The 12,979-nt window shown below is 65.0% G+C and carries 16 protein-coding genes; 10 read left to right on the top strand and 6 right to left on the bottom strand.

Annotated elements, in window-relative coordinates; genetic code table 11:
• Positions 1 to 205: 205 nt before the first annotated feature.
• On the top strand, positions 206 to 667 hold the full coding sequence (locus FJ949_RS18305; RefSeq protein WP_140498002.1) for a GNAT family N-acetyltransferase: 462 nt from the start codon (positions 206 to 208) through the stop codon (positions 665 to 667).
• Between the two features lie 62 nt (positions 668 to 729).
• Here FJ949_RS18305 and FJ949_RS18300 read toward each other — a convergent pair whose 3' ends face one another.
• From FJ949_RS18300 to FJ949_RS18280, 5 genes are all read right to left on the bottom strand, one after another.
• Complete coding sequence (locus FJ949_RS18300; protein WP_140497998.1) at positions 730 to 2,502, bottom strand: tetratricopeptide repeat protein; 1,773 nt, start codon at positions 2,500 to 2,502, stop codon at positions 730 to 732.
• A gap of 159 nt (positions 2,503 to 2,661) precedes the next feature.
• Complete coding sequence (locus FJ949_RS18295) at positions 2,662 to 3,129, bottom strand: DUF1284 domain-containing protein (protein ID WP_140497994.1); 468 nt, start codon at positions 3,127 to 3,129, stop codon at positions 2,662 to 2,664.
• 8 nt (positions 3,130 to 3,137) lie between these two features.
• Positions 3,138 to 3,719 (bottom strand): biotin transporter BioY, encoded by a 582-nt coding sequence (locus FJ949_RS18290; protein WP_140497991.1) that lies wholly within the window; start codon positions 3,717 to 3,719, stop codon positions 3,138 to 3,140.
• A 105-nt stretch (positions 3,720 to 3,824) separates the two neighbouring features.
• Positions 3,825 to 4,493 carry a GntR family transcriptional regulator gene (locus FJ949_RS18285; protein ID WP_140497988.1) on the bottom strand — a complete coding sequence of 223 codons (669 nt, stop codon included), beginning with the start codon at positions 4,491 to 4,493 and terminating at the stop codon, positions 3,825 to 3,827.
• 106 nt (positions 4,494 to 4,599) lie between these two features.
• Positions 4,600 to 5,616: a polyprenyl synthetase family protein gene (locus tag FJ949_RS18280; protein ID WP_140497986.1), complete on the bottom strand. Its 1,017-nt coding sequence runs from the start codon at positions 5,614 to 5,616 to the stop codon at positions 4,600 to 4,602.
• Between the two features lie 165 nt (positions 5,617 to 5,781).
• Here FJ949_RS18280 and FJ949_RS18275 point away from each other — a divergent pair, with 165 nt between their 5' ends.
• The 7 genes from FJ949_RS18275 (at position 5,782) to FJ949_RS18245 (ending at position 10,118) form a co-directional block, all read left to right on the top strand.
• Positions 5,782 to 6,006 carry a DUF2007 domain-containing protein gene (locus tag FJ949_RS18275; protein ID WP_135901951.1) on the top strand — a complete coding sequence of 75 codons (225 nt, stop codon included), beginning with the start codon at positions 5,782 to 5,784 and terminating at the stop codon, positions 6,004 to 6,006.
• Complete coding sequence (locus tag FJ949_RS18270) at positions 6,006 to 6,806, top strand: methyltransferase (RefSeq protein WP_140497984.1); 801 nt, start codon at positions 6,006 to 6,008, stop codon at positions 6,804 to 6,806. The genes FJ949_RS18275 and FJ949_RS18270 overlap by 1 nt, the downstream gene beginning before the upstream one ends.
• Positions 6,807 to 6,893: 87 nt before the next feature.
• Positions 6,894 to 7,757, top strand: a complete 864-nt coding sequence (locus FJ949_RS18265) for a S49 family peptidase (protein ID WP_140497982.1) — start codon at positions 6,894 to 6,896, stop codon at positions 7,755 to 7,757.
• Between the two features lie 137 nt (positions 7,758 to 7,894).
• On the top strand, positions 7,895 to 8,080 hold the full coding sequence (locus tag FJ949_RS18260) for a hypothetical protein (RefSeq protein WP_140497980.1): 186 nt from the start codon (positions 7,895 to 7,897) through the stop codon (positions 8,078 to 8,080).
• 26 nt (positions 8,081 to 8,106) lie between these two features.
• Positions 8,107 to 9,009: a 4-(cytidine 5'-diphospho)-2-C-methyl-D-erythritol kinase gene (locus FJ949_RS18255; RefSeq protein WP_140497978.1), complete on the top strand. Its 903-nt coding sequence runs from the start codon at positions 8,107 to 8,109 to the stop codon at positions 9,007 to 9,009.
• The gene (gene moaB, locus FJ949_RS18250) at positions 8,996 to 9,550 is read left to right on the top strand and encodes a molybdenum cofactor biosynthesis protein B (protein ID WP_140497976.1); all 555 of its coding nucleotides are present in this window, start codon (positions 8,996 to 8,998) and stop codon (positions 9,548 to 9,550) included. Before FJ949_RS18255 ends, moaB begins: the two co-directional genes overlap by 14 nt.
• 322 nt (positions 9,551 to 9,872) lie before the next feature.
• Positions 9,873 to 10,118: a hypothetical protein gene (locus FJ949_RS18245; RefSeq protein WP_140497974.1), complete on the top strand. Its 246-nt coding sequence runs from the start codon at positions 9,873 to 9,875 to the stop codon at positions 10,116 to 10,118.
• A gap of 148 nt (positions 10,119 to 10,266) precedes the next feature.
• On the opposite strand, the gene FJ949_RS18240 is transcribed toward FJ949_RS18245, so the two are convergent.
• Positions 10,267 to 10,791: a glycosyltransferase gene (locus tag FJ949_RS18240; protein WP_140497972.1), complete on the bottom strand. Its 525-nt coding sequence runs from the start codon at positions 10,789 to 10,791 to the stop codon at positions 10,267 to 10,269.
• A 150-nt stretch (positions 10,792 to 10,941) separates the two neighbouring features.
• Here FJ949_RS18240 and FJ949_RS18235 point away from each other — a divergent pair, with 150 nt between their 5' ends.
• Both FJ949_RS18235 and FJ949_RS18230 read left to right on the top strand, forming a co-directional pair.
• The gene (locus FJ949_RS18235) at positions 10,942 to 12,096 is read left to right on the top strand and encodes a PA0069 family radical SAM protein (RefSeq protein WP_140498126.1); all 1,155 of its coding nucleotides are present in this window, start codon (positions 10,942 to 10,944) and stop codon (positions 12,094 to 12,096) included.
• A 142-nt stretch (positions 12,097 to 12,238) separates the two neighbouring features.
• Positions 12,239 to 12,934, top strand: coding sequence for a ribonuclease HII (locus tag FJ949_RS18230; protein ID WP_140497970.1), 696 nt, complete (start codon positions 12,239 to 12,241; stop codon positions 12,932 to 12,934).
• Positions 12,935 to 12,979 lie beyond the last annotated feature (45 nt).

Raw genomic sequence — 12,979 nt, 5'->3', positions numbered from 1 at the left:
CGGGGATTTCAATCGTCACGGTGGCCTCGGCTGCAAGGGCTGACTTGCGGCCCCGTCCTAGAGACACGGCGGCGAAGCGTCAAGCAAGGCGCGGGCGTCGCGAGGCATGTCGAAAGCTTTGCGAGCGGCTGGCCCATTGCCGGCGATGAGCACGTGCCTTCTGGTGAACGCTCACAACTCCGTCTCGCCAGACAACAGGTCAGCCATGCCCAACTCCATCACCGTCCGCCCGGTCACGCGCCAGGATTTCGCGCAATGGCTGCCGCTGTGGGACGGCTACAACGCGTTTTACGGGCGCTCGGGCGAGACGGCGCTGGCAAGCGAGATCACCGCCATGACATGGTCGCGCTTCTTCGACGCCTATGAGCCGGTGCATGCGCTGGTTGCCGAAAGTGAAGGACGGCTCGTCGGCCTCGTGCACTACCTCTTCCACCGCAGCACCACGGCGGTCGCGCCGAACTGCTATCTGCAGGATCTTTTCACCGACGAGACCTTGCGCGGCAAGGGCATCGGCCGGGCTCTCATCGAGGGCGTCTACGAGCGGGCGCAGGCGGCCGGTTCGGGCCGGGTCTACTGGCTGACGCACGAGACCAATCACACCGCCATGAAGCTCTACGACAGGATCGGCGAACGCTCGGGCTTCGTCGTCTACCGCAAGCTGTTCTGACACGGCTGCCAACGAAAACGGAGCCCGACAAGGGCCCCGTTCGCGAGCAACATCATTTCATCTTAGCCCTTCGGCGCAGCCGGTGCCGGCTTGACCTTGGGGGTTTCCTGCGCCGTGTTGGACTCGATCGGCGGCAGTCCCTTCATCAGCTTCTGCTGCAAGGCGGCAAGCACGTCGGGATCCGGCTTCAGGTCGCGCGCCTGGTTCCACTGGAAGGTGGCTTCCAGCTTGCGGCCGACGCGCCAATAGGCGTCGCCGAGATGGTCGTTCAGCACCGGATCTTCCGGCTTCAGCGACACCGCGCGTTCCATTTCGCGCACCGCGTCATCGTACCTGCCGAGGCGGAAATAGGCCCAGCCCAGCGAGTCGACGATGTAACCGTCGCTCGGCCTGAGATCGACGGCCTTCTGTATCATCGCCAGGCCTTCCTTCAGGTTCATATTCATGTCGACCCAGGAATAGCCGAGATAGTTCAGCACCTGCGGCTGGTCGGGCTGCAATTCCAGCGCCTTGCGGAAATTCGGCTCGGCCTTCGGCCATTCCTTCAGCCGCTCATAGGCGATGCCCCGCTGGTAGAAGATATTCCAGTTGGCGGCGGTCGGCGTCTTCAGCGCCTCGACGGCCTTGTCGTAGAGATTGGCGGCGGAACGGAAATCCTCCTTCGACGAATAGACCCCACCAAGCGCCAGATAGGCGCGCATGTCGTTGGGATGCTTATCGACGAAGGCCTTCAGATGCGTGATCGCCTCGTCATGGCGATCGAGATCGGCCAGATTGAGGCCAAGCTGTAAGTCCGAAAGCTCCTTCAGCGGCGAGGTATCCGGTATCCGTCGGTAGAGCGCGATGGCCCCCTCGCCGTCCTTCAGCTGTTCGGAAACGGCGGCAAGCTGCACCAGGGCGGCATCGCTGTCGGGTTTCAGCGCCAGCGCATATTGCAGATAGAGCCTGACGAAAGGCTCACCGCCGCCGCGATTGAGCGCGGTTGCCAGATCGAGCAATATCTCGGAGGCGCCGTCGGATGGGCCGGCTATGAAGGGCGGGATCTTGTCGCCCTTGCTGATCCTGTCGCGCAAGGCGACAATTTCCAGCTTGCCCGGCGAAAACGCCTCGGCCTGATCGAGCACCGATACCGCCTTGGCCCTGTCGCCCTTGCGGGCCAGGAACGAGGCATAGGCCTGCGCATTGCGCATCCATGTTTCGGGAGCCGCGCTGCCGGCGGCGGTGTCCTGCATGGTCGCGGCATAGATCGCGTCGGCCTTCTCAGGCATGTTGGACGCGTCGGCGATCAGCGCGCGGTGGAAGGATTTGAACAGGCCGAACCAGTCCGGCCCCTGCAGCTTGTCGATGGATGCCATCGCCTCGCTGGGGTCGCCGGCGCCCTCTTGGGCCCAGCCGGACATGACGCCGGAGATCAGCCGGTCGAGATCGGATTCCAGCGACAGCTTCAACCAATACTGCGCCTTGGAAAAATCCTTCTTGTGGAAGGAATCGACCGCCAGCGCCAGGCGCGAGAACCGTTCGACGTCGGGAACTTCCTTGAGCTTGTCGGCATAGACAAGGGATTCGTCGAAGCGGCCTTGCGCGATCAGCGACAGCATCAGGCTCTGCTGCAGGCCCGTATCGCTTGGATCGAAGGCCAGGGCCTGCTTGTAGTAGGCAATGGCATTATCCAGGTCGTTGTCACCCTCGGCGATCCGGGCAGCCAGATAGGCTCCCGAGAAAGATGTGATCTTCACCGGTTCGGTGGTCTGCTTGGCATAGGCCGGCAGCGCCGAAATCGCCATGCCCGTCACAAGTGCCAGCCTTGTCAGCCAGCGCGCACGTCCCTGCTGCATCGTATCCCTTTCAGCCAGGCGCCATCTCCGCGTCAGCGGGATCGACGTAGATTCGATCTTTCGGAGAAAAGCATGGCCTTTTTGGGGTCACGCTTCAATCCGCCTCGAATTCACAATCGGGTCACCCGATTAACAAACCATGCCGGCAAAGAACGGCTTTCAGCCCGAAACCGGCGCATCGGCGTCAGGAGTGCCCGGAAGACCGGAGGGCCGCAGGCGCGCGCCCTGATATCCGCCTGACGCCACCGCGCTGCACAGGCCGCTCCATTCACAGCCTCGGCAGGCCTCGCGCGTGAGGCCGGCCGAGAAGGCCTGCCGCATCCGCGCCAGCATGTCCGCACCGGGATCGAGGCGCGCACCGGCCCGGATTGGTCGCCCGAGCAAGGCGCCGGCATCGTGGGCGGCAAGCCGGTCCCGCTCGGCGGCGCTGTCCCGCAGGCAATGTGGCTCCTGTTCATCCAGCAACGGTGCGCAGATGTCGTCCGGGCCGGACACGACCAGTATGTCCTCGCCCCGGCCAAGGCGCTGCGCGATACCGTCGTAGTTGGCCGTGAATGCGGGGCTGTATCCCTTGCCCACATAGGTGAGCAGGCAAAGGAGGTGATGAGCGCGCAGCCTTATCGTCACGGCTGGCGCTATTTCGCCTTGCCGCGCGGGAGCGCCATCAGCGTGGCGGCGCCAAGCGCCGACTTGAGCAGGCCACCGAGGACAAACGGCAGGAAGCCGAAGGCAACAGCCTTCTCGGCGCCGATGATGACGGCGAGCCACGCCGTGCCAAGGGCTAGGCACAGCAGGTTGCCGAGCAGCATGGCGGCAAAGGCAAGCACGACCCTGCCGCCGTTCCAACCGCGCTCCGCCAGCCAGCCGACCAGTGCGCCGACAACCGGGAAGGCGAAGAGATAGCCGCCCGTCGGGCCAATAAAATGTTGTACGCCGGCAGCCCCGCCGGCCAGAACCGGGAAGCCGACCGCACCCTCGGCCAGCCAGGCGGCGATGGTGATCGCGCCCAGCCGCCAGCCGTAGAGCGCGCCGACCAGCGTCACGGCAAAGGTCTGCATCGTCACCGGAACCGGCACCATCGGCACCTCGATGTAGGAGGACAGCGCCAGGAACAGGGTGCCGAGCACGACGGCGCCCGCCTGCCAGCCGAGCGATCGCTCCTGAAGCCGGAGCGGGCTGAAGGACGGTTTTGCGGACGAGAACGCGATGTCGGTCATAGGGGCTCCCTTGGTCGATCCAAAATTATAGATAATTTTTGCCTTCGATCTATTATCGAAGCCACAATTTTCGGACGATGGCAAGGCACGCCTTGCGCAAGGCGGTTAGCCCACGATCGCGAAGGCCTCTCGCGTGGTGCCGGAGGCTGTCCTGACCGGCTTGCGGCCAATCCATTGCACGTGCCGCCCCAATGTCGCCGCGGCCGATTCGGTGTTGCCCTGCCGCAAGGCGGCCAATATCGCCCGGTGGTCCTGGTCGGTACGGGTCTCCCATTCCGAGCGCCATGCGGCGAACAGGAAACGGGCGCTTGCGGCGTGCAGGTCATCGATGGTGGCGAGAAGACGCGACATGCCGCATGGCGTCAGGATCAACCGGTGAAAGGCGCGGTTGGCTTCTTCCCACGACCTGACGTCCCGGGATTTGTCGCCGGCCTTGCTGGCCTCCTCGGCCCGATCGAGAATAGCGGAGGTCAGATGCGGCGCCGCGTGGCGCAGCGCCAGCACTTCGAGCGCCGCCCGCATTTCGGCGACCTCCTTGACCTCGCCGAGGTCGAAAGCCGCCACGCGCACGCCGCGGCGCGGTTCGCTGACGGCGAGGCCTTGCGCCTCGAGGCGGCGAAAGGCCTCGCGCACGGGCACATGGCTGGTATTAAACTCCTCGGCGACATGGTCCTGCCGCAACCGGGCGCCCGGCTCGATCGCGCCCGAGATGATGCGATCCGCCAGAACCTTGCCGATGCGCACCGCGATGGTGTCGTCCGTGCCCTTTGCCATGTTTTATAGATAATTTGCAGCCGGGCAGCTTGTCGAGGCGGCGGAGAAGGATTCACGGATTTCTCCCCAGCACGAGCCAGAGGAGAGCTGCGTGAAAGGCAGCGGCTCAGTTCACCCGGCTGATGCAGAAGTCGATGACGTCGATCAGCGCCGATTTCTGCGGCGTCGCCTCCAGCGGCGCCAGCGCGTCGCGGGCGATCTCGCCGAAATGACGGGCGCGCCCGATCGTGTCGGCGATCGCGCCGTGGTGGGTCATCAGCCCGATCGCCTTTCCGAGGCCGGCGTCATCGGTGACATTGTCCTCGATGGCCCGCTTCCAGAAGGTGCGCTCGGCCTTGCTGCCGCGCCGGTAGGCGAGAATGACCGGCAGCGTCACCTTGCCCTCGCGAAAATCGTCGCCGACATTCTTGCCCAGATCCTTGCTGGTGCCGCCATAGTCCAGCGCATCGTCGATCAGCTGGAAGGCGAGCCCGAGATTCATGCCGTAGGAGCGCAAGGCGGCGCGGTCGTTGCGCGTCGCCTGGGCGATGACGGGGCCGACCTCGGCGGCAGCCGAGAAAAGGGCCGCGGTCTTGGCCTTGATGACGGCGAAATGCTCGTCCTCGGTGGTCTCCAGGTTCTTGGCGGCGGCAAGCTGCATGACCTCGCCCTCGGCGATGATCGAGGCCGCGCTCGACAGGATGTCGAGCGCCTCCAGCGAACCGACATCGACCATCATGCGGAATGCCTGGCCAAGCAGGAAGTCGCCGACCAGCACGCTCGCCTGGTTGCCCCAGATCATGCGGGCCGTCTTCTTGCCGCGTCGCATGCCGCTCTCGTCGACGACGTCGTCGTGGAGCAGCGTCGCCGTGTGCATGAACTCGACCGATGTAGCGAGCTTGACGTGGCCCTCGCCGGCATAGCCGAACATCTGTGCGGCGGCGAGCGTCAGCATTGGCCTGAGCCGCTTGCCGCCCGACGAGATCAAGTGGTTGGCGACCTCCGGGATCATCTCGACATCGGATCCGGCCTTCGACAGGATCAATTCGTTGACGCGCCCCATGTCGGCCGCCGTCAGGTCGATCAGATCCTTGATGGAGGCGGGTTCCCGCTTTCCGTTTTCGATGTTGAGAACGACACCCACGACAAACTCTCCCGTCTGATGTAACGCGTGCGACGGCACCCTTAGTTCCGTTACGGACTCTAGGGCGGCGAACGCGGCCACGGCAAGTGGCGAATTGGCGCGGCTTCTCTGGTTTCGGGCCTCGCATGCGTTTACATGAACGCGGCAAACTGAGAGTTTCGTCCGATGATAGAGCTCATTCGCACCAACGACGCCGTCATCATCTCCTTCGTCGAATCGCTGATGCGCGATGCCGGCATCGGCTGCTTCGTGGCCGACCAGAATATGAGCGTGCTCGACGGCTCGCTCGGCATCCTGCCGCGGCGCGTCATGGTCGACGCCGACAAGGCCGACGCGGCGCGGCGCATCCTGACGGATGCCGGCATCGCCAACGAGATCCGCCAAAAATAATGTCCGCCGCGCCAGCCGCCCTCGCCCCGGACACGCCAGCCCACACGGTCGATGCCTTCCATCGCGGCCGGTTCTGGCTGGTGCAGCCCAAGCATGGCGGCCATCGCGCCGGCATGGACGCCATGATGCTGGCGGCTGCCGTGCCGTCCTCCTTCGGCGGGCGTCTCGCCGATTTCGGCGCCGGCGCCGGTGCCGCGGCACTTGCCGTTCTGGCGCGCTGCCCGACGGCCCGGGCCGTGCTGGTCGAACGCGCGCCGGAAATGGCGGCTTTCGCCGCGGCCACGCTCGCGCATCCCGGCAACGCTCACCTCGTCGACCGCGCTTCGGTGCTCGTCGCCAATGTCGCGCTTTCGGGCCGCGCCAGGACGGCGGCCGGCCTCGGCGACAATGATTTCGATTTCGTCATCATGAATCCGCCCTTCAACGCCGCGCAGGACCGCGCCACGCCCGAGCGCTTGAGAAAGGAAGCGCATGTCATGGAGGACGGGCTGTTAGAGGGCTGGATCCGCAGTGCCGCAGCAGTGGTCAGGCCGCGCGGCGGGCTTGCCGTCATCGCGCGGCCCGAGCAACTCGGTTCGCTTCTCGATGCGATCGCGGGCCGTTTCGGCGACGCCGAGATGCTGGCCGTGCATCCCCGTCCCGATGCCGCGGCGATCCGCATCATCGTCAGGGCAACGTTCGGGGCGCGCGGCAAACTCGCCATCCGGCCGCCGTTGATGCTTCACGCGCAGACGGGCGACGGCCCGTCGGAACGGACGGAGATGATCAACAACGGCCTCGCCTCCCTGTTCGGAGATTGAACACAAACTGGCCGCGATGGCCGCGGCATTGCCGTTGGCCTTGAAATTCCTACATGCTGGCAACCCATCGAGCGGAGATCGACCTCAGTGAAACGCCTTTTCAACCGCCTGCTGCCGAAATCCTGGCGTTCCACGGTCGTCACCATTCCGGTTATCCGGTTGCACGGCACCATCCTGGCGGGCGGCGGCCCGTTCCGTCCCAGCCTGTCGCTTGCCTCCACCGCCGGGCTGATCGAAAAGGCGTTTTCCTTCGACGCGCCTGCCATCGCCATCTCCATCAATTCGCCCGGGGGCTCGCCGGTGCAGTCGCGGCTGATCTTCAAGCGTATCCGCGACCTCGCGATCGAGAAGAACAGAAAGGTGCTGGTCTTCGTCGAGGACGTCGCTGCCTCGGGCGGCTACATGATCGCGGTCGCCGGCGATGAGATTTTCGCCGACCCGTCGTCCATCGTCGGCTCGATCGGCGTGGTCTCGGCTTCGTTCGGCTTCCCGGAGCTGATGAAGAAGATCGGCGTCGAGCGCCGCGTCCACACCGCTGGCCAGAACAAGTCGGTGCTTGATCCATTCAAGCCCGAGAAAAAGGAAGACATCGAACGGCTGAAGGCGCTGCAGCTCGAAGTGCACGAAACCTTCATCGATCTGGTCAAGGAGCGGCGCGGCACCAAGCTCAAGGACGATCCCGACCTGTTCACGGGCCTGTTCTGGACCGGCAAGCGCGGCCTGGAGCTTGGGCTTGTCGATGCGCTCGGCGACATGCGATCCGTGCTCAAGACGCGGTTCGGGGCGAAAACCCAACTCAAGCTGATCTCGGCGCCGCGCGGTTTGTTCGGCCGCTTCGGGCTGTTCGGCTCGAGCAAGGGATTTTCGGCGCCCGATATTGCCGCCGCTGCCACCGGGGGCGTGATCGATGCGGCGCAAGAGCGCGCTTTGTGGGCGCGCTTCGGGCTTTGAAAACCCGGCAAAACCGTCTAGCATGAACCTCGAAGTTCCATGCATGTCGTTTTTCTCCAGAAACCGCCTTTGGACGACATGCGCCAACCGACCCGACCGGCCGCCCTTCGCCGGCCCAGCGTGGGAGGAGTTTTGATATGCCGCAGATCATTTTCTTCGCCGTCGTCGGGATCGCCGCTTATTTTGGCTACCGCACCTTCATCCGCGAGGCCGAGCGTGTAACCGCCAAGGTGCGGCGCACCGAAAAGCAGACGGCAAACGGCGCGATGGGGACGCTGGTGAAGGATCCGAAGACCGGCGAGTACCGGCTGGCCAAGGACTGATCCTCATTTCACTCGCAATCGAGAGCCTGGAATCCGGCCAGCGCGTCCGGATATGGCCGGCGCCCGCCAAGATAAACCTCGCTCTGCATGTCACCGGCAGGCGCGATGACGGGTATCATCTGATCGAAAGCCTGGCGGTGTTCACGCGCTTTGGCGACAGGATCGAGATCGCGCTTGCCGAGCGAGACGATTTCAGCGTGTCCGGCCGCTACGCTCCGGATGTTCCCGTCGACGGCAGCAATCTGGTGCTCAGGGCGCGTGACGCGCTGCGGCAGGCAGCCGGTCCTCGCGGCACGCCGCCGGTCGCCATCAAGCTCGAAAAGAACCTGCCCGTCGCTTCCGGCGTCGGCGGCGGGTCGAGCGATGCGGCAGCAGTTCTGCGTGGGCTTGCGGCAAGCTGGCAACTCGACATCGACGATGTCGCGCTGGCGCGGATCGGGCTTTCGCTTGGCGCCGATATTCCCATGTGTCTGGCAGCCAGGCCGCTGATTGCACGCGGCATCGGCGAGGAGCTGTCGATCGTGCCTGATTTCTCGGCGCTCGGACTGGTGCTGGTCAATCCCGGCAAGGCGGTCTCGACCGCCGACGTATTCAACGCGCTGTCGCGGCGCGACAATGATGCGCTGCCGCCGCTGCCGCATGTGGTTGACTTCCACGGCCTGCGCAACTGGCTGGAGATAACGCGCAACGATCTCGAGCCGGCGGCCCGCGCCATCGAGCCCGCCATCGGCAAGGCACTTTCGGTGCTGAACAAGGCCGGGGCCGGTTGTGCCCGCATGTCGGGTTCCGGCGCCACGTGCTTCGGCCTGTTCGAGACCGGCAATGTCGCCAAGCGCGCGGCCGCGGACATCCGCGCCCGGCAACCCGACTGGTTCGTCGCCGCGACGCGCAGCATGACGGCGGAGGCAGATGCCCATGGCCAGGACTGACGAGAGCCGTTCCTTCATTCCGGTCCGCATCGCGGTGCTGACCGTTTCCGACACGCGCAGCCTTGCCGACGACAGGTCCGGCCAGACGCTGGCCGATCGCATCGCGGATGCCGGCCACATCCTCGCCGCCCGCGACATTGTCACCGACGACCGCGACAAGATCCGCGACAAGGTTCTGGCGTGGTCGCGTGACAAGGACATCGACGTCGTCATCACCACCGGCGGCACCGGCTTCACCGGGCGCGACGTGACGCCGGACGCGCTGGAGCCGATCTTCGAAAAGCGCATGGATGGTTTTTCCGAGGTGTTCCACCGCATTTCCTACGACAAGATCGGCACCTCCACGATCCAGAGCCGGGCGACCGGCGGCGTCGTCAACGCCACCTTCGTCTTCGTGCTGCCGGGCTCGCCCGGCGCCTGCAAGGATGCCTGGGACGGCATCTTGAAGGCGCAGCTCGACTACCGGCACATGCCCTGCAACTTCGTCGAGATCATGCCGCGCCTGGACGAGCACCTGCGGCGCGGCATGTCGGCTCCGTGAAAGCCGAGGCAAGGCGCTGGTTTCACGCCGCGTTTGCCAGGCAGAACACCGCCTTCGCCTTCGAAAGACCATTCCAAACCGGATGCGGCAGGACGTATCGTCTCGCGGCGGCGGCCATCGCCGTTGAAGACGGGCGGACGCGATGACAGTGCATAATGGCGGGTGCCATTGCGGCAACATACGCCTTCGATTTTCAACCGAGCTCGATCCATCGACAATCGAGGTTCGCGCCTGCCAGTGCTCGTTCTGTACCAAGCATGGCTCGCGCGCCGTCGCCGATCCGGACGGCAGGCTGGTCATCTCAGTCAAGGACATCCAGCGATTGAAGAAATACCGTTTTGGATTGGGGACGGCCGACTACCTGATCTGCGGTGAATGCGGTGTCTATACCGCCGCAATCGCCGGAGAGGACGATGCCAGGGCAATCGTCATCATCAACGCCCTGGACGATCAAAGGTCGTTCAGTCAGGAACCGATCCCGGTCGACTACGACGCGGAAAGCAAGGCAGAGCGTCAAGCCAGACGTCGTCTTCGCTGGATGCCTGTGGAGATGCGTTTTAGCGAATGACCGGCTCGCCGTGGAAGCGCCGGCGCGAGGACCGCGAGACACCGAAACCACTTCCTTCATCAGCCGCGGCCTGCGCGCCGGCACCCGCGTGATCGGAAGCTAGCTGCGCGTCACATGTGCAACGCACGTAGACAGAGCAGCTGCAAAATCATTTGGACGGGCGGTGCTCTTGTTTTGCCGGAGCGGCCCAGATTTCGGCATCCAGCCGCTTGGTCGCCAGGCCGCGAGCGAGAGCCTCGGCGCTGCCGGCTCTTTTCGACAAGGATGTGGCCTGGCGCTTGCTGATCAGCAGCCCGTCGGCCAAGGCACGGTTTCCCGAGAAGATACGGGCCAGGAATGGCGCGCGGCCGGCGCGTGTGCGTGAAAACCGCGCCGCCATGGTTTGCCTCGCTGTATGCGCAACGACATCGTCGATCCATCCGTCGACCAGCCGCGCGCCCGGTTCCAGCAGCAACAGCCAATCGCCTTTCGCGTGCCGGATGGCCGCCGCGACGCCGTCGGTCGCATACTGGCACCCGGCATGCTCGGCGACGCGATGGGTCTGGTCGGTGGAACCGGTGTCGCAGACGATGACCTCGCGCACCACGCCCTCGACCGCGCCGCCGATCAGCGTCGCCAGCGTGCGGGCGAGGCCCTCCTCGTCATTGTGGGTCTCGATAAGAACGGTGAGCATCGTGTGCCGAATAGCGGAAAGCGGAACGCAGCGCCAGTTTTTGCGGCGCACCATAGAAAGTTCTTGCTTTGTTCTCGTTCGGCAAATAGGATTAAATTCATGAGCAGAGCGATTCGAAACAACATGGACAGTCCCTGGGAGCGGGCGAAGATGGAACCGATCATGCGCGCCGACATTGCCGCCTTCGGAGCAGGACGAGCCGAAATGGCCAACGCGATGATCGAGCAGAACGGCATGCGCGTCCGCCCCGACCGCAACCGCGGCCGGTCGGCAGGCATCAACCCGTCCGGTCGGTTCGAGCCGGTCAGCCGGCATGTCTTCGACGATGGCTGGAACTCGCTGGAGGAACTGCCTCCCTTCAAGACCGAGGTACAGGTCGAGAAGCCGCGTACCATCATCACCCGCAATGAATCGCCCGACATCTCGTTCGACCGCTCGATCAATCCCTATCGCGGCTGCGAGCATGGCTGCGTCTATTGCTTTGCGCGGCCTACGCACAGTTTCATGGGCCTGTCGCCGGGGCTGGATTTCGAATCCAAGCTGTTCGCCAAGCCCGACGCGGCGCGCCTGCTCGACAAGGAACTGTCGAAGGACGGTTACCAGCCGCGGACCATCGCCATCGGCACCAATACCGATCCCTACCAGCCGATCGAGAAGCAGCACCGGATCATGCGCGAGATCCTCGAAGTGCTGGAGGCGCGCGGCCACCCGGTCGGCATCGTCACCAAATCCGCTCTGGTGACGCGCGATATCGACATCTTGTCACGCATGGCCGAACGGGGCCTCGCCAAGGTGGCGTTGTCGGTGACGACGCTCGACCGCATGCTGGCGCGCACCATGGAGCCACGCGCCTCGACGCCGGCCAAGCGGCTGGAGGCGATCAGGCAGCTTGCGGATGCCGGCATCCCTGCTTCGGTCATGGTGGCGCCGATCATCCCCGGGCTGACCGACCAGGAGATGGAACGCATCCTCGATTCGGCGCACCATGCCGGCGCACGCGAGGCGGGCTATGTCGTGCTGCGTCTGCCGCTCGAGGTCAGCCCGATCTTCAAGGACTGGCTGCTGCGCCACTATCCCGACCGCTATCGCCATGTGATGTCGCTGATCCGCTCGATGCGCGAGGGCAAGGATTACGATTCGGAATGGGGCAAGCGCATGAAGGGCGCGGGTCCTTACGCCTGGCAGATCGGCCGGCGCTTCGAAATCACCGCCAAGCGGCTCGGTCTCAATGCCGAGCGGCGCACGCTGCGGACCGACCAGTTCGTCGCCGCCGGCAAGGACCAGGAGCAGTTGATGCTGCTTTGAACGACCGCGGCTGTTTGCCGCCGTGGCGAAAAAATCCCGTCCGGCCTGCCCCGGCCTGCAGACGGTGCCCTCCCGGTCCGGCGCCCCACCCGACCCGGAGGGACTTGCGGAGAATCAGAGCCGATGCGAACCTCGCCGCAACATGGCTCGCGCGCGTTCTGATTCTCCGCCTCTCTTCGAAATCGTCGAGAAACCCGATTTCTCCTTCGAGACGAAGGCGATGGCCGAAGGCCTGTGGCCGGTCGCGGGGATGGACGAGGCCGGACGCGGCCCGCTGGCCGGACCGGTGGTGGCGGCTGCGGTCGTGCTCGACCCTGCCAACATCCCTGACGGCCTCGACGATTCCAAACGGCTCAGCCATTTGCAACGCGAGGCGCTGTTCGTGCGCATCATCGGCTCCGCGCTCGGCGTGTCGATGGCCTCGGTCAGCGCCGAGGGCATTGACGGCAGCAACATCCTCAAGGCGAGCCTGGAGGCGATGCGCCGTGCGGTCGCCGGCCTGCCGGTGCAGCCGAAGCTCGCGCTTGCCGATGGGCGCGACGTGCCGCCGGGCCTGCCTTGCACGGGGCGCGCGCTGATCAAGGGCGACCAGCGCTCGCAATCCATCGCCGCCGCCTCGATCGTCGCCAAGGTGATGCGCGACCGCATGATGTGCGGCTGCGGCAGCCATCACCAGCACTACGGCTTCGAAGTGCATATGGGCTATGCCACGGTCCGCCATCGCACCGCGATCGAGACGCACGGGCCGGTGGCGCGGCTGCACCGCGTGTCGTTCGCGCCATTCAGGCTTGAAGGTGCCGAGGTGGTGGAAGAAGAGAGCTTCGCCGGGCTGGAGTGAGCCGGCAGCGATATAGCTGATCTCCCCCCTCGTGGGGGAGATGTC

It is taken from the genome of Mesorhizobium sp. B2-4-1 (genome assembly GCF_006442185.1).
In the GTDB taxonomy this organism is placed as follows: Bacteria; Pseudomonadota; Alphaproteobacteria; order Rhizobiales; family Rhizobiaceae; genus Mesorhizobium.
The sequence above is the reverse complement of the archived record's forward strand: the minus strand, read 5'-3'. Positions and strand labels throughout refer to the sequence as shown.